Consider the following 16252-nt stretch of genomic DNA (forward strand, 5'->3'; position numbering starts at 1 on the left):
GGCTGGCCTATTGCGCCGCGACGGGGATCAGCACCTCGTTGCGGCGCAGGGGGCCGGGCACCATCGGCGCGTCGTAGAAGGCGTATTCGGCCTCGCCCGCGGGCATCAGGCGCTGCGCCATCATCCAGTCGCGCAGCCGCGCTTCCATCAGCGCCAGATCACGGCCCGAACCATTGCCCGAGAAACGGATCGCGGCCATGCGCCGCGCCGGGGTCTCGGTGAGCGTGATGTCGGCAGGCGCAGGCGGCAGGGTCGCGAGCGTGTATTTCGAGGGCATCACGAAGCGCATCCGCCACTGGCCTGGGCGGGTCTCGTCCTGCAACACGGGCGCGGTCATGGCGATCTTCTCGCCGCCTTCGGGGCGGTCCTGACCGAAGATGTAGGCGGCAAGGCGGCGGAAGCTCGGCCCGCTGGCGCTTTCGCGGGTGCCGGCGTTGCTGACCTCGGCGACGACGAGTGCGGGATAGTCGCGCAGCTCGAAGTCCTCATCGGCGCGGACGAGCTTGAAATCGGGCTGCTCGGTCTGGCGATACTGGGCATAGGCCGCCGCCGCCCCCACGGCAGCAAGGCCTGCGCCTGCGGCGATCCATCGGGCGGCTTTCATCGGCAGTCTCCTTTGGTCAGGTTCCTGCCATTGTTACGTTACAGACCGGCGCTGCGTTCCGGCGTTCGTCGGTCTGGCGCGTCAACTTATCGGGTCGGCGCGTCGAAATCGGCGGGCTTGTTGGCGATCCACGCGACGAACTTGGCGATCGCGGGATGCTCGCGGATCTTCTCCGCATCCTCGCCGATGCGCGCCAATTCATTATTGGTGAAGTTGGCGTGGATCGTCTTGTGGCAGATCGGGTGGATCGGCACCTTCACCTTGCCCTTCTTGGACTTCGGCACGGGGTGATGCCACTGGACAATGTCGCCCAGGGGGCGCTCGCACAGCCAGCAGGTGAGGGTCTGGGGATCGTCACTCACAGGCGAGCTCGAAACCGTCGCGCTTCAGCAGATCGGCAAAGCTTTCGTCCTTCATCGCGGCGGCAACCAGCTCGCTGCCGGGGCGCAGGATCGAGAAATGCGAGCAGCCCTCGACCACATGGAAGCGCGCCTGCGGGTTGGCGTTCGCCTTGCTGAATTCGGCGATATCGACCGCGTTGCCGTCACGCCCCTCCAGCACCAGCGTGGGCGCAGTGATCGATGCCAGCCAGTGGATCGGCGCGCGCAGCCGCTGGCCGGCCTTGTCCTTCGCGCCGACCGGCTGCACGCCCCATAGGCCGTTGCCGTAAAGCTGCGGATCGGTCACCGGGCCGAAAGCGACCACGCCCGCCCATTCGGAGGCATATTCCGACGCCAGCAGCGCGAGCGTGCCGCCGCTGCTATGCCCGCCGAGATAGACGCGCTCGGGGTCGACGAAAGGCTGCGCCTTGAGCCATCGCGTCGCGGCGACCAGATCGTCGAGCTCGCCGAAATAGCTCTCGATCTGCCCGGGATTGCCGTTCAGACCGCGCACCGCCGGATAGAACACCACCATCCCCGCCTCGCGAAAGGCGGAAGCGGACTGGTCGTTGGCGCGCGGCTGGGGCGTCCAGAAATCGCCGATCGCGGTATTGCCACCGCTGATCCAGATGATCGCCGGGCGTCGCCCTTCGGTCTCGGGCACACCGGCGAGATAACCTGCCATGGTGCCGAGCGGGCCGGGATAGCCGACGAGCTTCATCCAGCTGACGGGCGGGGTTTCGGGTTTGTCCCGCTGGCGCGCCTTGGTGCCGAGATTGGCCGTCTGGCCCGCGCGCGCCTCGGCGAGGGTCTGCGGCGCACTCGCCGTTTGCGCTGCCGCCACGCCGAGCAATCCGGCCGCCGCCGCCAGCGCCAGCAGCGTCTTTCCGAAACCTGCCATCATCCCCTCACCCCTTCTTCTCGGCTGCCTTTTTCTTCTTCATCGTATCATGAAAACGGTCGGCCCAGCCGTCCTTCACCAGCTGCTCGGCGCGGACCATGCGCAGCTCTCCGGGGGCGACGTCGCGGCTCACGGTGGAGCCTGCCGCGACGATGGCGTCGGCGCCGATGGTGACGGGGGCGACCAGCGCGGAGTTCGAGCCGATGAAGGCGCGCTCGCCGATCACGGTCTTGTACTTGAAGTAGCCGTCATAATTGCAGGTGATGGTCCCTGCCCCGATATTCGCGCCCGCGCCGATGGTGGCGTCACCCAGATAGGTGAGGTGGCTCGCCTTGGCGCCCTTGTGCATCACCGCGTTCTTCACTTCGACGAAATTGCCGACGAAGCTGTCCTCCTCAAGCACCGTGCCGGGGCGCAGGCGGGCGAAGGGGCCGACCTTGACGCCGCTCGCCAGCGAAGCGCCCTCGATGTGGCTGTTGGCGCGGATCAGCACCTTGTCCGCCACGCGAACGCCGGGGCCGAAGAAGACATTGGGCTCGATCGTGACATCGCGGCCGAGCACCGTGTCGTGGGCGAAGAACACGGTGTCGGGCGCAATCAGGGTCGCGCCTTCGTCCATCGCCTGAAGGCGGCGCGCGGCCTGCCAGCGGGCTTCGGCGGCGGCGAGTTCGGCGCGGGAGTTGATCCCGGCAACCTCATCGGCGCTTTCCGCCACGATCACCGCGCAAGGCCGCCCGTCTCGAATCGCGATGTTGACGATGTCGGGGAGGTAGTACTCGCCTTGTGCATTGTCGTTGCCGACCCGTGCCAGCAGCGCGAACAGGTCTTGCGCGCGCGCCGCCAGCAGCCCGGAGTTGCACAACCGGCAGGCGCGTTCGCCCTCGTCCGCATCCTTGAATTCGACCATCTTGAGGATGCCGCCCGCATCGTCGGCGATCACGCGGCCATAGGCGAGCGGGTCTTCGGGCTCGAAGCCGAGCACCACCACCGCCGGGCTATCCGCGCCGTGGAGCCGTTCGAGCATGGCGCGCATGGTGCCCGCCTTCACGAAAGGCACGTCGCCGTAGAGCACCAGCACGTCGCCCGCGAAGCCTTCCAGCGCGCCCTCGGCCTGCTGCACCGCATGACCGGTGCCGAGCTGCGGCTCCTGAAGGCAGGTCGTCGCGCGCCCCTCCACCGCCTTCTCGATCTGCTCGCGCCCTGCGCCCACGACCACCGCGGTGCGCTCCGGCCCGAGTTCCGCGACGCTCGCCATCAGGTGTTCTAGCATGGGCAGCCCGGCGATCTTGTGGAGCACCTTGTGGGTGTCGCTCTTCATGCGGGTGCCCTTGCCCGCGGCAAGGATGATGGCGGCGAAGGGATGTGTCGTCGTGGTCATGGAAGCCCCTGTAAGCAATGGAGCGCCTGCCAGCAAATGCTTGCGGTTTGATGATGCATCGGCCACCCCGCGCGCATGACGGACATCCCCTTCGGCGCAATCGGCTTCGACCTCGACGGCACCCTGCTCGACACCTTCCGCGATCTCGGCGCGGCGGTGAACCATGCGCTGGTGCTGGGAGGCTTCAACGCGGTCTCGGTCGAGACTTCCAAGGACCTGATCGGTGGCGGGGCCAAGATCATGCTCGCCCGCGCGGTCGAGGCGCAGGGCGGCCTGCCGGAGGACGAGTTCAAGCGGCTCTACAAGGCGATGCTCGCCTATTACGAGCAGAACAACGCGGTCCACACCGTCCCCTACCCCGGCGTGCGCGAGACGCTGGAGGCACTCGCCGCGCAGGGCGTGCGGATGGCGGTGGTGACCAACAAGTTCGAGGCTTTCGCCCGCAATGTCCTCACCCAGCTCGACCTGATCGATGCCTTCGAGACCGTGATCGGCGGGGATTCGATGGGCAAGGGAGAGGACGGGCAGTTCCTCGCCAAGCCCCACCCCGCCCCCGTCCTCGAGGCGCGCGCGGTGCTGGGGGGCGGCAGCTTCGTGTTCCTCGGCGATTCGACCTACGACGTGGGCGCGGCCAAGGCGGCGGGCGTGCCGGTGATCGCGGCGGCCTATGGCTATTGCGACCGCCCCCCGCACGAGCTCGGCGCGGACGCGGTGATCGATTCGTTCGACGGGCTGATTCCCGCCCTCAGGGGCCTTTCCGCCGCCGCCTGACCCTACGGCATAGCCCCCTGTCAGTTCGGCTGTTGCAAGGCGCTCATGAAAGTGCCACGCAGCGCGCCGCATTCCAGTTTACGCGGGCGTAAAGCGCGCCGCATGGCCAAGGACAGGAGAGAGACATCATGACCATCAGCTTCAAGGACAAGGTCGCCATCGTCACCGGTGCGGGCGGCGGGCTCGGCAAGGCCTATGCGCTCGAACTCGCGCGTCGCGGCGCGAAGGTTGTCGTCAACGACCTCGGCGGCTCGCGCGATGGCACCGGCACCTCGGACGCCGCGCAGCAGGTGGTCGAGGAAATCCTCGCCGCAGGCGGTGAAGCCATCGCCAACGGCCACTCGGTGACCGAATTCGACCAGATGGAAGCGATGGTCGCCCAGGCCAAGGAAAAGTGGGGCGGCGTCCACGTCCTCATCAACAACGCGGGCGTGCTGCGCGACAAGACCTTCGCCAAGATGGAGCCGGCCGACTTCGAATTCGTCGTCAAGGTCCACCTCACCGGCTCGGCCTTCGCCACCAAGGCCTGCTGGGAAACCTTCCGCGAGCAGGGCTACGGCCGCATCCTGATGACCGCCTCGTCGACGGGCCTGTTCGGCAATTTCGGCCAGGCCAACTACGGCGCGGCGAAGCTCGGCCTTGCCGGTCTCACCAAGACCCTCGCGCTCGAAGGCGCGAAGTACAACGTGCGCGTCAACACCCTCTCGCCGGTCGCGGGCACCCGCATGACCGAAGACCTCTTCCCCGAGGAAGCCTTCAAGCTCTTCGCGCCCGAGAACGTGGTCCCGGCCGCGCTGTTCCTCGTCAGCGAAGACGCGCCGACCAACGCCATCGTCGGCGCGGGTGCGGGTGGCTACCATTCCTCGTGGACGGTGATGAACGACGCCGTGTGGCTGCCCGAAGGCGAGCGCACCCTTGAAGGCTTCGCCGCGCGCTGGGAGGAGATCAATTCCTTCACCAACCTGATCGCGCCCCAATCGGGCAGCGAGCAGTCGGGCAACATCCTGCGCGCGATGCAGAAGGTCACCGGCACCGGGCCGACCTCGGCCCGCGGCTGATCCGGCTTCCCGCAACGGAATTCAGGAGGCCCGTCCCCGCGAGGGGGCGGGCCTTTTACTTTGCAAGCGGACAAAGCGGACACCGTGTCCGCTTGATGAATCCGCTATTTCACCAGCACTTTCAGCGCTCTATGACCGCTTCGTGCGAGCGGACGGACACGGGAGACGGGCGCAAAATCACGCCTGATGCATCCTACGGCCTCGCAGGCCGGGCAGAACGATGGGAAAGAGCCGGGGCCGATGTTAGCTGCGGGCAGGCGTGTAGGAAAGGCGGGCACGGTCAGCTCGCCTTCGCGATTTTCCGGTGAACATTTCGCCCGCATGGACTGTGCGGCAAGGCGATCGCAGTCCCGGCAAAGCCCTTGAAACGCGTGTGCTTTCGTGCAGAAATACGTCGAGGGCTTTCGCAGTTCGGTAGCCCTTGAAGGGGGCTCGCATGCAAACCGGAAACCTGCGCATCCTTGCGCTGCTGGGCACGATCGGCGCGTGGATGGTGATCGCGCTTGCGGTGCTGAGCATGATCGTGATGGTGGCGTGGTTCAGCTTCCGCGATCCCTACAACGAACTCAATCCGCTGGCGGGCCTGCTCGTCCTTACGACCTTCGCACTCAATGCGGTGTTTCTGGGGTCGGTGATCCCCGTCCTCATGTGGGTCTACACCGCCCACGCCAATCTGCGCCGGGCGGGCATCACCGGGCTGAACTATTCCCCCGGCTGGGCGACCTTCAGCTTCTTCGTGCCGGTCGCCAACCTCTTCGTCCCCTTCACCGCGATGCGCGAGCTTGCCAACCGCAGCGCGGGCGAGCCCGAGGAATTCGCCGCTTCATCGGTCGACGAGGTGTTCAGCTGGTGGGGCTGCTGGATCGCTGCGGCACTGGTGATGACACTGGCGACCGCGATGCTGATGGTCGATGCCCTGCCCGGGATCGCGGTGGTCGCACCGGTGCCGGTGATCGTCGGCATCCAGATGTTCGGGCAGGCGCTCTTTGCCGGCTCGGCCTTCTTCCTGATCAAGGTGATGCGGCGGGTGACCGATCACCAGATCAGCGGCTCGATCGATCTGAGCCTGTTCGAATAGCCGCCGTCGGCCTGCACGGCCAGACGCCTCAAATGACTTGAAAACCTGACGCACCCGTGCAGAATTGCGCGGGGGTTTCGCTATGGTGCATGGCCCCGTCAACAGGGGTCGATCATGCAGGAAGAAGGTGTTGTTGCCGGCATTGGCGTTCTGCGCCAGCGCGAGAAGATCGCGGTGTTCGCGATGTATGCCACGATGGCGATTTTCGCGCTCACGGCGGTGGGCGAAGTGCTCGAGCTGGCCGGGGTGATCGATCTGACCTATGGCGCGGAAGAGCCGCTGGCCATGATCTATGCGGTCATCCTGCTGGTCAATTTCGTGATCTATATCGGTTCGGTGATCGCGGTGGCGATGTGGATCTATCGCGCCCACGCCAATCTTCACGCGGCCGCGCTGCCCGGTCTGGAGTTCACCCTAGGCTGGGCGGTGGGCTGGTATTTCATCCCCATCGCTTTCCTGTTCAAGCCCTATCAGGCGATGAAGGAGCTGTGGCGCGAGAGCTTCCAGACCGGGGACAGCTACAGCGCGCCGCCGCCCGCCACCCTCAGCGGCTGGTGGGGCTTCTGGATCGTCGGCGTTCTGGCCGGCAACATCAGCACCCGTGTGAGCCTGATGGGCGACGGCGCCAATGTGCAGGTGGCGCTGGTGATCGGCCTTGTATCGAGCGTCGCGATGGTCGGCTCGGCCTGGTTGCTGATGCGGATCATCCGCGAAGTCACCGCCGCACAGGCCAACGGCTTCGTGGCCGCGCAGATCTTCGAATAGCCGCAACGGCAGCTCTTCCGGGGCTGACAGTGCGCGCCGGTACCGGACGAGGGCTCCCTTGCAGCGATGCGGGGGAGCCCTGCTTGCGTGACGGCTCCGGGCAGTGCTGCTTGCTGTATTGACACAGCAATACACTAGGCGTAGCACTTACCCGATCAAGCAGCCGGGAGACGCGGCCCATGAACACCCCTGCTGCCCTGCCCGGGAACCCGCCGCATCTGCTCCAGCGCCTCGTCATCATCGCGCTGGCGGGCCTTTTCATCTTCTACCACATCACGATGCTGGCCGAATATGCGCGCGGGCATCACCTGACGGACGACGCGCTCTACAACGGCGTGCAGGCGGCCTTGCGGGTGGGGATCATCGCCAGCCTCGCGCTGGTAGCGCTTGGCAGGCGCTGGGCGCTGTGGACGATGTGGGCGAGCATCCTCAGCCTGATCGCGACCCATTACTGGGCGCATTTCGGAATGGTGCAGGCAGACTTCACCATCGGCCGCCATCCGCTGTCCTACCTCAAGGGGCTGATCATGCCCTCGATCGTCACCGCGGCATTTCTGTACCGGCGGCGTTGAGGGGGCTTTCGCCCGCTACTCCTCGACCGCCTTGAGCAGCCGCCGCTCCATCGGGGCGAGGACATTGGCGAGGTCGTGCCCGCGCTTCAGCACCTGGCCGTGCTCGCCGAACAGCGTCCACATCCCCTGCTTGCCGCGCAGCGCGGGGCGTTTCTCGACGCGGGCCTGCGGGCGTTCGGCGGCGCAGCGGAAGGCGGCGAAGGTGGCGGCCTGACGGGTGAAGTCCATTGCGTAGTCGCGCCATTCTCCGGCGGCGACCATGCGGCCGTAGAGATCGAGGATGCGCATCAGTTCGGCGCGTTCGAAGCCGACCTGATCGGCACCGCGTGCAGGGAAGGGAACCACCTGTCCGGGAAGTCCCGGGGCTTGGGGTACGGCCATGCCGGCGCTCAGTCCTTCGCCGCGCGCTTGCGCAGCCGCACCGCCGGCTCGACATTGGGGCCGAGCGGGTGGGTGTGCGGATCGACCGCCGGTTCGGGCGCCTCACGCTCTGCCAGCATCGCCTTCATCAGCGCCATTTCCTCGCGCATCGCCGCGATCTCGGCCTCGAGCTTCTCCACGCAGTCGCGGTTCGAGCGGCCCTGTTCGTCGCAGGGCGGATCATCGCAAGGGGTGCCATAGGGGATGAATTCGCGCAGCCACTGGTCGGCAGGCACGAGGGTCGAGCGGGCCTTGAGGCCGATCATGGTCGCGCCCGCGGGCACATCGTCGGTGACGACCGCATTGGCCCCCACCCGCGCACGCTCGCCCACGACGATCGGCCCGATGATCTGCGCGCCCGATCCGATGATGACATTGTCCTGAAGCGTCGGGTGGCGCTTGCCGCCCTTGCCGTTGGCCGGATTGGTCCCGCCGAGCGTGACGCATTGGTAGATCGTGACATTGTCGCCGATCTCCGCGGTCTCGCCGATCACGGTGAAGCCGTGGTCGATGAAGAAGTTCTTGCCGATGGTCGCGCCCGGATGGATGTCGATCGCGGTCAGCAGGCGCGAGATGTGGTTCACCACCCGAGCGAGGAAATACATCCGCGCCTCGAACAGCCAGTGCGCGATGCGGTGGAAGCCCAGCGCCCAGACGCCGGGGTAGAGCAGGATCTCCCAGCGCGAACGCGGCGCGGGGTCGCGGGCGCGCACGGAGTCCAGATAGCTGACCAGTTGCTCGAACATCGCCCCTCGCTTTTCCCACCAATGCGCCGCCGATGCAATCGCGCGTGCGCAGACCTTCAGAGCAGGCGCTGCTGCTCGGGCCCGTGGAGGGCCTCGAGCGCCGCGCGCCACACAGACATGGTGGCAGGTGTCTGGCGTTCAAGGGATATGCGGTCGATTGCGGCGACCAGCGCCTCGATCGCGGCGAAGCTGCGGGTGGTGCGCGGTACGCAGTAATCGGCCGCACCCTCGGACAGGGCGAGCCCGCGCCGCTCGGCATGGGCGAGGATCAGCTCGCCTGCCATGAGGTCGTCGGGCGCGGCGATTTCGAGCTGGAGCGATCCGCCGATGCGCGAGGCAAGGTCGGGGAGCGTGATGCGCCATCCCCCGTGCTCGCCATCGCGGTTGGCGATCAGCAGCAGCGCCCCGCCCTCCCGTGTACCGCCCTGCTGCACCGCGTTCCAGCGGTGGAACAGCGCGGTCTCGTCGAGGGTCTCGGCATCGTCGATCACTTCGAGCGTCTCGCCGTGGAGCCCCTGCGCCCAGCGGCCGAGCAGCGATTTGCCCGAGCGCGGCGGGCCGGTCAGCACGGCGACATGGAACGGCCAGCGCTCCGGGGCCTGGAGCGCCTCGATCACCGCGGCATTGGCATCGCCCACCACGATCCGCTGCGCCGCCCCGGCGGGCGCGCGCGCGGATAGCGGCAGGGCGATCTGGGACGGCTCGCTCACCGGCTGCGCGCCCTCAGCGGCTGATGGCGAGCGCGTTCGCTCCGCGCCGCACGTTGAACCCGCGCGCTTCGAGAGCGGCGGCGAGTTCGTCGAGCGATCCGGCAAAGCTCACGCTCATCACCGATGTGCCGCCGATCGCGGTGCTGGTGACGCCGAGCCCCCGCACGCCGCCCGTGCCGCGCACCGCGCCGAGCGCCGCGTCGTAAGAGGCCGCATCGGGGGTGGCGAACTGGACGGTGATGTTGCGCACCGCGGCCTCGCCCGGCTCGACGCCGGTGACGGGCAGCGCCTCGATCCGCGGCACCGCGCCGGCGGCGATGGCGGCCTCGGCTGCGCGACGGGCCTGCGCGGCGCGGCCGATTTCGATCAGGCGCTCGATGGCCGGGTCAATCGCCCCGCCCGCGCCGATCCTGAGGCTCGGGTCGGGCTTGAGCTTGCCCGAGGCGAGCGCGCCGGTGAAGATCTGGTCCATCCGCTCCACCGCCTGCGCCAGCATCTCGGGCACGGCGTCGGGGTTGTCGGCCTTGAGGGTGAAGGTATCGAGCGGGCGGCTGTCGGGGCCGTAACGCGCGGTGAAGGTGCCGCTCACCGGCCCGCCAGGGAACTGGTGGTCGAGCCGCGCATAGGCCATCAGCACGTCGGTCGCGCCATACTGGTCGAGGGTCGAGCGCCACCAGCCGCGGCTGTGGCGACCGGTCTGGCCGAAATTGACCAGCAGCGAATCGCCCCCCGCACCCGAAAGGCGCACGTAATCGATCCGGCTCGCCCCCGGATTGAACTCGGCCCAGGCGCGCTGCCACGGGTTGCGCTGTTCGAAGGTGATGTAGGCCCCGCCGCTCTCGACCACGGGGATCAGCAGCAAGGGTGCCGAGCGCGTCGCCTGCGCCGCCCCGCCGAGATAGGCGCCCGCGCGCTGGCGGTCGAACACCACGCCGAGCGTGGCGATGTATCGCCGCGGCCCGAGCCGCTCCTTCTCGATCACGATCGCCGAGACCAGCCCGTCGAGCTGGCTGTCGGAAAGCTTGGGGCCTTTCAGCTTCTCCCACGCCTTGCGCTGCGCCTCGCGCCAGCCGTTGGTGCGCGCGTCCTCGGCGCTCTTGCCCTGCACGTCGACGCTGATGCCCTTGACCTCGATGTCGGAGCTGGCGGCAGTCGGCGCGATCCCGCGCTCGCCCGCAACCTGCGCGACCAGCGCATAGCCGCCCCCCAGCAGCGCCAGCGCCGCCGCCGCACCGGCCAGCCAGCGCCGCGATGCTCGGGAGGGGGTGGCGAACGTGCCGGGAAGGGAAAGCGATACGCGCATGGGAAAAGCCCAAGTCCTTTGCCCAAAGGCGGGTGGAATTCCAAGCGCGAAAGGCTATGGGACTGCGCATGACTTCGGGGACAAACGAGAGCAAGCCGCAAGGCTCGGGCTACACCTATGCCGATGCGGGCGTGTCGATCGCTGCGGGCAATGCGCTGGTCAAAGCCATCGCGCCGCTCGCCAAGGCGACCGCGCGGCCCGGTGCGACCAGCGAGTTGGGCGGCTTCGGCGGGTTCTTCGACCCCAAGGCGGCGGGCTACAAGGACCCCCTGCTGGTCGCCGCCAATGATGGCGTGGGCACCAAGCTGAAGCTCGCGATCGAGCACGACCGGCACGACACCGTCGGCATCGATCTCGTCGCCATGTGCGTCAACGATCTCATCGTGCAGGGCGCCGAGCCGCTGTTCTTCCTCGACTATTTCGCCACGGGCAAGCTCGAGAACGGGGTCGCCGAGCGCGTGATCGCGGGGATTGCCGAGGGCTGCAAGCAGGCCGGCTGCGCGCTGATCGGGGGCGAGACGGCGGAAATGCCGGGGATGTATGCGCCGGGCGACTACGACCTCGCAGGCTTCTGCGTCGGCGCGGTGGAGCGCGGCGAGCAGCTGACGGGCGAAAAGGTTGCGCCGGGCGACGTGCTGCTGGGGCTGGCTTCGAGCGGCGTCCATTCCAACGGCTATTCGCTGGTGCGCAGGCTCGCGGCGGACAAGGGCTGGAAGCTCAATCGCCCTGCCCTGTTCGATCAGGAGCAACTGCTGATCGACGCCCTGATCGCGCCGACCCGCATCTATGTCGCAAGCCTCCTGCCGCTGATCCGCGCGGGGTTGCTGAATGCCCTCGCCCATATCACCGGCGGCGGGTTGCTCGAGAATATCCCGCGCATCCTGCCGGACGGCGCGCACGCCCATGTCGATGCCGACCTGTGGCCCCAGCCGCGCCTGATGGCCTTCCTGCAGGCGCAGGGGAACATCGAGCCCGAGGAAATGGCCCGCACCTTCAACTGCGGGGTCGGCATGGTGCTCGCCGTCAGCGAAGCCAATGTCGCCGAGGTCACCGAGAAGCTCGAAGAGGCGGGCGAGACGGTCGTCACCGTCGGCCGGATCGAGAGCGGCGAGAAGGGCTGCACCGTGCGCGGCTCGGTGGAAACGTGGTCCGCCAAGAGCGACTGGAGCGCGACGCATGCGGGGTGATGCCCGCAAGTCCCCCTCCCGCTTGCGGGAGGGGTTAGGGGTGGGCAAGTCATCGTCCCCCCCGCATTCCCACCCCCAACCCCTCCCGCAAGCGGGAGGGGAGAAGTGAAGGCCAAAATCGCCGTCCTCATCTCCGGCGCGGGCACCAATATGGCGGCGCTGGTCTATGCCAGCCGCATGCCGGAGTGCCCCTTTGAGGTGGTATTGGTCACGGGCGACAGGCCCAATGCGACAGGACTCGATCTGGCCGAGGCCGAAGGCGTCCCGGTGGTTCGTATTCCCAGACCCACACCGAAAGACAAAAGCCAGTTCTTCGCGGCGCTGGAATTGGTGATCGATCAAAGCGGCGCGGATTATATCGTGCTGGCAGGCTTCATGCGGATTCTGCCGGAGGAATTTGTTGCGCGATGGGAAGGCCGCATACTCAACATCCACCCGTCGCTGCTACCCAAATACCCGGGGCTCGATACGCACAGCCGCGCAATCGAGGCCGGTGACAGCCACGCCGGCTGCACCGTCCATGTAGTGACCGCAGCACTCGACGAAGGGCCGATCCTCGGCCAGCTCGCGGTGGCCATCGCCACCGGCGAAACGCCAGAAACCCTCGCCGCGCGGGTAAAACTCGCAGAGCACCAGCTCTACCCGCGCGCCGTGGCCGATTATGTCAGCCGCTGGCGCGATCCCGCCGCGTTGCTGGCTCGCGTGCGCGCGCTCGCCCTCGCGCTGCCCGAAACCGACGAACGCGAGAGCCACGGCAGCCCCGGCTTCCGCGTGGGCGGCGACAAGACCGGCAAATATTTCGCCTATTTCGCCGACCAGCACCACGGCACCCCGCACATCGCGCTCCTGGTCCGCACCGGATCGATGGACGAGCTCCTCGCGCTGGTCGAAGATCAGCCCGAGGTCTATTTCAAGCCCGCCTATTACGGCGCGAGCGGGTGGGTCGGGATCATCCTCAATCGCCCGGGCGTGGACTGGGACGCGGTCGCCGCATGGCTGGAGCGCAGCTGGCGCGGCGCGGCGCCCAAGCGGCTGACGCGGCTGATGGACGTGGCGGACGAGTTTTGAAGAGGGCCTTCCTAACCTTGGCCGTTGTCCTGATGCTGACACTCGGCTTGTCTGCGCTGTCAGGATGGCAGACCTATTCCGCACCGATAGATTGCGCCGACAGCGAGGGACACGGCCCTGACCCCGGCACGCGCGAATGCGAAGCTGCAATCCGGCACAAGATCGAAAACCGGTCCACGATCATCCGCGAAGGATTTCTCGCACCGATCCCCTGGTGCTTCGCCGTGCTGGCCTTCGTTCTGTCCGCGCAAGGACTGAGCGGATGGCTCCGATCGCGAGGGATCGAATTCTGATGCCGCCCCCCACCCGCAATCACCTGCTCGCCCGCGGGCCACTTGCCGAGAAAGCCAACGATTTCCTCGGCAAAGCGTGGGAGCGCGGCTGGCTTCCTCCGCCCGAGCTTGGTCCCGACGAGCTCTGGGCGCTGGCCGCCAAGCCCTATGGCGCGCGCGCGGAGGCAGCCGAGCATGGCGGGCGCCCGGAGGAAGACGTCGCCGATTTCCGCGAGCGGCTGGCGCGGATGCTCGCCGCGGTCGAGGGGGAGGCTGCGCTCAACCCGCTCGGGCGCACGCTGGCATGGGGGCAGCTCGCACGGGTGGTGAAGAACCGCCTCGCCCTCGGCGCGCTGTGGCTCGAGCGGCCCGAACTGCTCGACACCCCACTGCCTGCGCCGATCATCGTCATCGGGCATATGCGATCGGGCACGACCCGCATCCACACCCTGCTCGCCGCCGATCCGGCGCACTCGCACACCCGCTATTGCGACGCCTATCACCCTGTCCCTGCGCGTTTCGGGATGAACCGGGTGAAGGCGGCGATGGAGCTGGCGATGCTCGGCCTGCTCAACCCGTGGCTGCAGTCGATCCACCCGATGGCGCCCGCCGCGGTCGAGGAAGAGCTGGCGTGGATTTCCGCCGCGCTCCACCATTCGATCTACGAGAGCCAGTGGCATATCCCGAGTTATTCGGCATGGAGCGAGGCGCGCGATCCCCTACCGGTCTACCGCGAGTTCCGGCGCATCCTGCAGACCGACGCGACACATCGCGGGCTGGCGGATCGCCCCCGCGTGCTCAAGGTCCCGGCCTTTGCAGAGGATCTGGCGACGCTCCTCGCGCTGTTCCCCGATGCCCGTCTGGTGCTGGCCGAGCGCGAGCACGAGGCCGTGCTCAAGAGCGCGATCAGCCTCGCGGCGAACCAGATGGCGATGCAGTCGGACGCCTGCTGCCTCGAGGCGATCGAGGCGCGCTGGCGGCACAAGATCGCCCTGCGCGAGGCGCGCATGGCTGCGGCGCTGGAGGGCTGGCACGGCCCGCAGGCGCGCGCCTGCTTCGATGCGCTGAACGCTAACTGGGAGAGCGCGATCGCGGGGGTCTATGAAGGCCTCGGCCTGCCCCTCACCCCCGAAGCGCGCGCAGCGATGCACAAGGTCATGGCCGCGAGCGAGGACGGCCACCACCGCCAGCATGCCGAGCAGTTGGCGCGGTTTTCGGCGACCGGATAGCAAAAGGGCCGCCCCATCGGGACGGCCCTTTCAATCTCGTCAGACCGGAAGGCCTCAGCCGACGATCTCTTCGTCCTTGAAGAAGTACGCGATTTCGATCGCGGCGTTTTCTTCCGAGTCCGAACCGTGGACGGTGTTCTCGCCGATCGAGAGCGCGAGTTCCTTGCGGATCGTGCCGGGGGCAGCGTCGGCCGGGTTGGTCGCGCCCATCACTTCGCGGTTGCGGGCGACGGCATCTTCGCCTTCGAGCACCTGCACCACCACTGGCTCGCTCATCATGAATTCGACGAGCTCACCGAAGAAGGGGCGCTCCTTGTGGACCGCGTAGAAGCCTTCGGCCTGCTCGCGGGTCATGTGGATGCGCTTGGAAGCGACGACGCGCAGGCCAGCCTCTTCCAGCATCTTGGTGACCGCACCGGTGAGGTTGCGGCGGGTGGCGTCGGGCTTGATGATCGAGAAGGTGCGGGTGACCGCCATGGTATGCTCCTGTGAACGTCTTTTTATGGGAGAGGGATTTGGCCGCGGCCCCTAGATGGTGCGGTGCAGAATGGCAAGACCTGCGCGCGGGGCTGCCTCCGCCCCGGTTCCCCTCCCGCCGTCCGCGTGGTATGTCGCCTGTGGGGACGCATGAGGGGGGAGACATCATGGACCACGATCACAGACTTTCGCGCCGTCTTTTCGCCGGTGCCGCGTTGACGGCGGTCGGCCTCGTCGCCGGTGGCAGCATCGCGCGTGCGGCGGCACCGGCGCGGACAGCAGGTGGCCCGCTGGGGCCGTTCTATCCGATCATCCGGCCGGGCGACGACGATTTCGACATGACCCAGATCAGGGGTCAGACCGGCCGCGCGCTCGGCCGCGTGATCGAGGTGACGGGCCGCGTGCTCGACCGCAAGGGCAATCCCGTCAGCGGGGCCGAGCTCGAACTGTGGCAGTGCAATGCCGCGGGCCGCTATGCCCACCCGGGCGATGTGGCGACTGCCCCGCTCGATCCCAATTTCCAAGGCTTTGCGCGGCTGATGACCGGCGCGAGCGGCGAGTGGCGCGTGCGCACGATCAAGCCCTCGGGCTATGACAGCCCGATCGGCTGGCGCACCCCGCACATCCACTTCGACATCAAGGGCCGGCAGGCGCGGCTCATCACCCAGATGTATTTCACCGAGGACTACGCGACCAATTCCAAGGACGCGCTCTACAACGAACTCGGCGAGGATGCAGTGACCGCTATGGCGCAGCAGCAGGAGGCTGACCGCTACCGCTGGGACATCGTGCTGGGCGACAGCTAAGCTCTAGCCGCCGCCTGCGCTGAGCGCGAGCTGCGCGGTCGCGGGGGTGCCTTGCGTGACGGTGAGCGAGACAGTCGCCCTGTCCTTCGCGCGGACGCCCGCGATGGTGCGCGCTTCGGCGGTGTCGAGGTCGATCTCGATCCGGAACCCTGCCGCCTCGGCCTCGCGCCGGGTGTGGGCGATCACCTCGGGCGCGGGGGCATCCGTCTCGAATGAGAGGAGTACGCCCTGCCCGCCCGGCCGCGCGGCGAGCGCATTGCTCGTGACCCGCGCCCCCGGCGGCAGCGTGAAGCCCGGCGGCAAGCTGACCGGAACGGCGGGCCCTGCGTGCAAGGTCGCCGGGCCATCCTTGCCGTGGATCGTCATGCGGGTCTCGCCGGTGGCGGGATCGACCGTGTGCTCGGCGGTCGGCTGCGCCGCGTCGCCGGCGTCGTCACAGGCGGCAAGGCTCGCAGCCAGCGCCGCCGCAAGTGCCATCCGCAAAGCCCTGTCGTGCATGGAGTGTGCCCCGCCCCGCCACCAAGGCT

General features: G+C 67.8%; 20 protein-coding genes. 10 read left to right on the forward strand and 10 right to left on the reverse strand.

Features of this window, described 5'->3' with window-relative positions:
* Positions 1-7: 7 nt before the first annotated feature.
* The 4 genes from BZF57_RS07080 to glmU all read right to left on the reverse strand — a co-directional run bounded on the left by BZF57_RS07080 (position 8) and on the right by glmU (position 3263).
* Complete coding sequence (locus tag BZF57_RS07080) at positions 8-604, reverse strand: SOUL family heme-binding protein (protein ID WP_086736219.1); 597 nt, start codon at positions 602-604, stop codon at positions 8-10.
* A gap of 86 nt (positions 605-690) precedes the next feature.
* A complete protein-coding gene (locus BZF57_RS07085; RefSeq protein ID WP_086736221.1) occupies positions 691-966 on the reverse strand; it encodes an HNH endonuclease in 276 nt (91 codons plus the stop codon).
* Positions 959-1888 carry an alpha/beta hydrolase family protein gene (locus BZF57_RS07090; protein WP_086736223.1) on the reverse strand — a complete coding sequence of 310 codons (930 nt, stop codon included), beginning with the start codon at positions 1886-1888 and terminating at the stop codon, positions 959-961. Before BZF57_RS07090 ends, BZF57_RS07085 begins: the two co-directional genes overlap by 8 nt.
* A gap of 4 nt (positions 1889-1892) precedes the next feature.
* Positions 1893-3263 carry a bifunctional UDP-N-acetylglucosamine diphosphorylase/glucosamine-1-phosphate N-acetyltransferase GlmU gene (gene glmU / locus BZF57_RS07095; RefSeq protein ID WP_086736225.1) on the reverse strand — a complete coding sequence of 457 codons (1371 nt, stop codon included), beginning with the start codon at positions 3261-3263 and terminating at the stop codon, positions 1893-1895.
* A 75-nt stretch (positions 3264-3338) separates the two neighbouring features.
* On the opposite strand from glmU, the gene BZF57_RS07100 reads away from it, so the two are divergent.
* The 5 genes from BZF57_RS07100 to BZF57_RS07120 all read left to right on the forward strand — a co-directional run bounded on the left by BZF57_RS07100 (position 3339) and on the right by BZF57_RS07120 (position 7507).
* Positions 3339-4034 carry an HAD hydrolase-like protein gene (locus BZF57_RS07100; RefSeq protein WP_086736227.1) on the forward strand — a complete coding sequence of 232 codons (696 nt, stop codon included), beginning with the start codon at positions 3339-3341 and terminating at the stop codon, positions 4032-4034.
* A 128-nt stretch (positions 4035-4162) separates the two neighbouring features.
* Entirely contained in the window at positions 4163-5092 is a 930-nt protein-coding gene (locus BZF57_RS07105) for an SDR family NAD(P)-dependent oxidoreductase (RefSeq protein WP_086736229.1), read from the forward strand.
* Between the two features lie 436 nt (positions 5093-5528).
* Positions 5529-6170, forward strand: coding sequence for a DUF4328 domain-containing protein (locus BZF57_RS07110; RefSeq protein ID WP_086736231.1), 642 nt, complete (start codon positions 5529-5531; stop codon positions 6168-6170).
* Positions 6171-6284: 114 nt separating this feature from the next.
* Entirely contained in the window at positions 6285-6935 is a 651-nt protein-coding gene (locus BZF57_RS07115; protein WP_240505883.1) for a DUF4328 domain-containing protein, read from the forward strand.
* A 179-nt stretch (positions 6936-7114) separates the two neighbouring features.
* Entirely contained in the window at positions 7115-7507 is a 393-nt protein-coding gene (locus tag BZF57_RS07120; protein ID WP_086736235.1) for a hypothetical protein, read from the forward strand.
* A 15-nt stretch (positions 7508-7522) separates the two neighbouring features.
* Here the strand turns inward: BZF57_RS07120 and BZF57_RS07125 are convergent, their stop codons facing one another.
* The 4 genes from BZF57_RS07125 to BZF57_RS07140 are packed head-to-tail and all read right to left on the reverse strand — an operon-like array spanning position 7523 to position 10686.
* Complete coding sequence (locus BZF57_RS07125; RefSeq protein ID WP_169712936.1) at positions 7523-7888, reverse strand: DUF2794 domain-containing protein; 366 nt, start codon at positions 7886-7888, stop codon at positions 7523-7525.
* A gap of 8 nt (positions 7889-7896) precedes the next feature.
* The gene (gene epsC / locus BZF57_RS07130; protein WP_240505884.1) at positions 7897-8673 is read right to left on the reverse strand and encodes a serine O-acetyltransferase EpsC; all 777 of its coding nucleotides are present in this window, start codon (positions 8671-8673) and stop codon (positions 7897-7899) included.
* A gap of 56 nt (positions 8674-8729) precedes the next feature.
* Positions 8730-9383 (reverse strand): P-loop NTPase family protein, encoded by a 654-nt coding sequence (locus BZF57_RS07135; protein ID WP_086736239.1) that lies wholly within the window; start codon positions 9381-9383, stop codon positions 8730-8732.
* A gap of 13 nt (positions 9384-9396) precedes the next feature.
* Positions 9397-10686, reverse strand: coding sequence for a hypothetical protein (locus BZF57_RS07140; RefSeq protein ID WP_086736241.1), 1290 nt, complete (start codon positions 10684-10686; stop codon positions 9397-9399).
* Between the two features lie 68 nt (positions 10687-10754).
* On the opposite strand from BZF57_RS07140, the gene purM reads away from it, so the two are divergent.
* The 4 genes from purM to BZF57_RS07160 all read left to right on the forward strand — a co-directional run bounded on the left by purM (position 10755) and on the right by BZF57_RS07160 (position 14442).
* A complete protein-coding gene (gene purM / locus BZF57_RS07145) occupies positions 10755-11873 on the forward strand; it encodes a phosphoribosylformylglycinamidine cyclo-ligase (RefSeq protein ID WP_086737055.1) in 1119 nt (372 codons plus the stop codon).
* 150 nt (positions 11874-12023) lie between these two features.
* Positions 12024-12941: a phosphoribosylglycinamide formyltransferase gene (gene purN / locus BZF57_RS07150; protein WP_086737057.1), complete on the forward strand. Its 918-nt coding sequence runs from the start codon at positions 12024-12026 to the stop codon at positions 12939-12941.
* Positions 12942-12973: 32 nt separating this feature from the next.
* On the forward strand, positions 12974-13234 hold the full coding sequence (locus BZF57_RS07155; protein ID WP_086736243.1) for a hypothetical protein: 261 nt from the start codon (positions 12974-12976) through the stop codon (positions 13232-13234).
* A complete protein-coding gene (locus BZF57_RS07160) occupies positions 13234-14442 on the forward strand; it encodes a sulfotransferase family protein (protein ID WP_086736245.1) in 1209 nt (402 codons plus the stop codon). Before BZF57_RS07155 ends, BZF57_RS07160 begins: the two co-directional genes overlap by 1 nt.
* Before the next feature lie 54 nt (positions 14443-14496).
* On the opposite strand, the gene ndk is transcribed toward BZF57_RS07160, so the two are convergent.
* Entirely contained in the window at positions 14497-14919 is a 423-nt protein-coding gene (gene ndk / locus BZF57_RS07165; RefSeq protein ID WP_086736247.1) for a nucleoside-diphosphate kinase, read from the reverse strand.
* A 167-nt stretch (positions 14920-15086) separates the two neighbouring features.
* On the opposite strand from ndk, the gene BZF57_RS07170 reads away from it, so the two are divergent.
* Positions 15087-15725 (forward strand): dioxygenase family protein, encoded by a 639-nt coding sequence (locus BZF57_RS07170; protein ID WP_162290958.1) that lies wholly within the window; start codon positions 15087-15089, stop codon positions 15723-15725.
* 3 nt (positions 15726-15728) lie between these two features.
* Here the strand turns inward: BZF57_RS07170 and BZF57_RS07175 are convergent, their stop codons facing one another.
* Positions 15729-16223 carry a hypothetical protein gene (locus tag BZF57_RS07175; RefSeq protein ID WP_143738403.1) on the reverse strand — a complete coding sequence of 165 codons (495 nt, stop codon included), beginning with the start codon at positions 16221-16223 and terminating at the stop codon, positions 15729-15731.
* Positions 16224-16252 lie beyond the last annotated feature (29 nt).

The sequence above is a fragment of the Erythrobacter colymbi genome (genome assembly GCF_002155685.1).
GTDB classification, from domain to species: domain Bacteria; phylum Pseudomonadota; class Alphaproteobacteria; order Sphingomonadales; family Sphingomonadaceae; genus Erythrobacter; species Erythrobacter colymbi.

Bases quoted from the DNA above. Each gene is read 5' to 3' on its own strand.
- BZF57_RS07080 (WP_086736219.1), bottom strand. From the start codon at position 604: ATGAAAGCCGCCCGATGGATCGCCGCAGGCGCAGGCCTTGCTGCCGTG.
- BZF57_RS07090 (WP_086736223.1), bottom strand. From the start codon at position 1,888: ATGATGGCAGGTTTCGGAAAGACGCTGCTGGCGCTGGCGGCGGCGGCC.
- glmU (WP_086736225.1), bottom strand. From the start codon at position 3,263: ATGACCACGACGACACATCCCTTCGCCGCCATCATCCTTGCCGCGGGC.
- BZF57_RS07100 (WP_086736227.1), top strand. From the start codon at position 3,339: ATGACGGACATCCCCTTCGGCGCAATCGGCTTCGACCTCGACGGCACC.
- BZF57_RS07105 (WP_086736229.1), top strand. From the start codon at position 4,163: ATGACCATCAGCTTCAAGGACAAGGTCGCCATCGTCACCGGTGCGGGC.
- BZF57_RS07110 (WP_086736231.1), top strand. From the start codon at position 5,529: ATGCAAACCGGAAACCTGCGCATCCTTGCGCTGCTGGGCACGATCGGC.
- BZF57_RS07115 (WP_240505883.1), top strand. From the start codon at position 6,285: ATGCAGGAAGAAGGTGTTGTTGCCGGCATTGGCGTTCTGCGCCAGCGC.
- BZF57_RS07120 (WP_086736235.1), top strand. From the start codon at position 7,115: ATGAACACCCCTGCTGCCCTGCCCGGGAACCCGCCGCATCTGCTCCAG.
- BZF57_RS07125 (WP_169712936.1), bottom strand. From the start codon at position 7,888: ATGGCCGTACCCCAAGCCCCGGGACTTCCCGGACAGGTGGTTCCCTTC.
- epsC (WP_240505884.1), bottom strand. From the start codon at position 8,673: ATGTTCGAGCAACTGGTCAGCTATCTGGACTCCGTGCGCGCCCGCGAC.
- BZF57_RS07140 (WP_086736241.1), bottom strand. From the start codon at position 10,686: ATGCGCGTATCGCTTTCCCTTCCCGGCACGTTCGCCACCCCCTCCCGA.
- purM (WP_086737055.1), top strand. From the start codon at position 10,755: ATGACTTCGGGGACAAACGAGAGCAAGCCGCAAGGCTCGGGCTACACC.
- purN (WP_086737057.1), top strand. From the start codon at position 12,024: ATGGCGGCGCTGGTCTATGCCAGCCGCATGCCGGAGTGCCCCTTTGAG.
- BZF57_RS07155 (WP_086736243.1), top strand. From the start codon at position 12,974: ATGCTGACACTCGGCTTGTCTGCGCTGTCAGGATGGCAGACCTATTCC.
- BZF57_RS07160 (WP_086736245.1), top strand. From the start codon at position 13,234: ATGCCGCCCCCCACCCGCAATCACCTGCTCGCCCGCGGGCCACTTGCC.
- ndk (WP_086736247.1), bottom strand. From the start codon at position 14,919: ATGGCGGTCACCCGCACCTTCTCGATCATCAAGCCCGACGCCACCCGC.
- BZF57_RS07170 (WP_162290958.1), top strand. From the start codon at position 15,087: ATGGACCACGATCACAGACTTTCGCGCCGTCTTTTCGCCGGTGCCGCG.
- BZF57_RS07175 (WP_143738403.1), bottom strand. From the start codon at position 16,223: ATGCACGACAGGGCTTTGCGGATGGCACTTGCGGCGGCGCTGGCTGCG.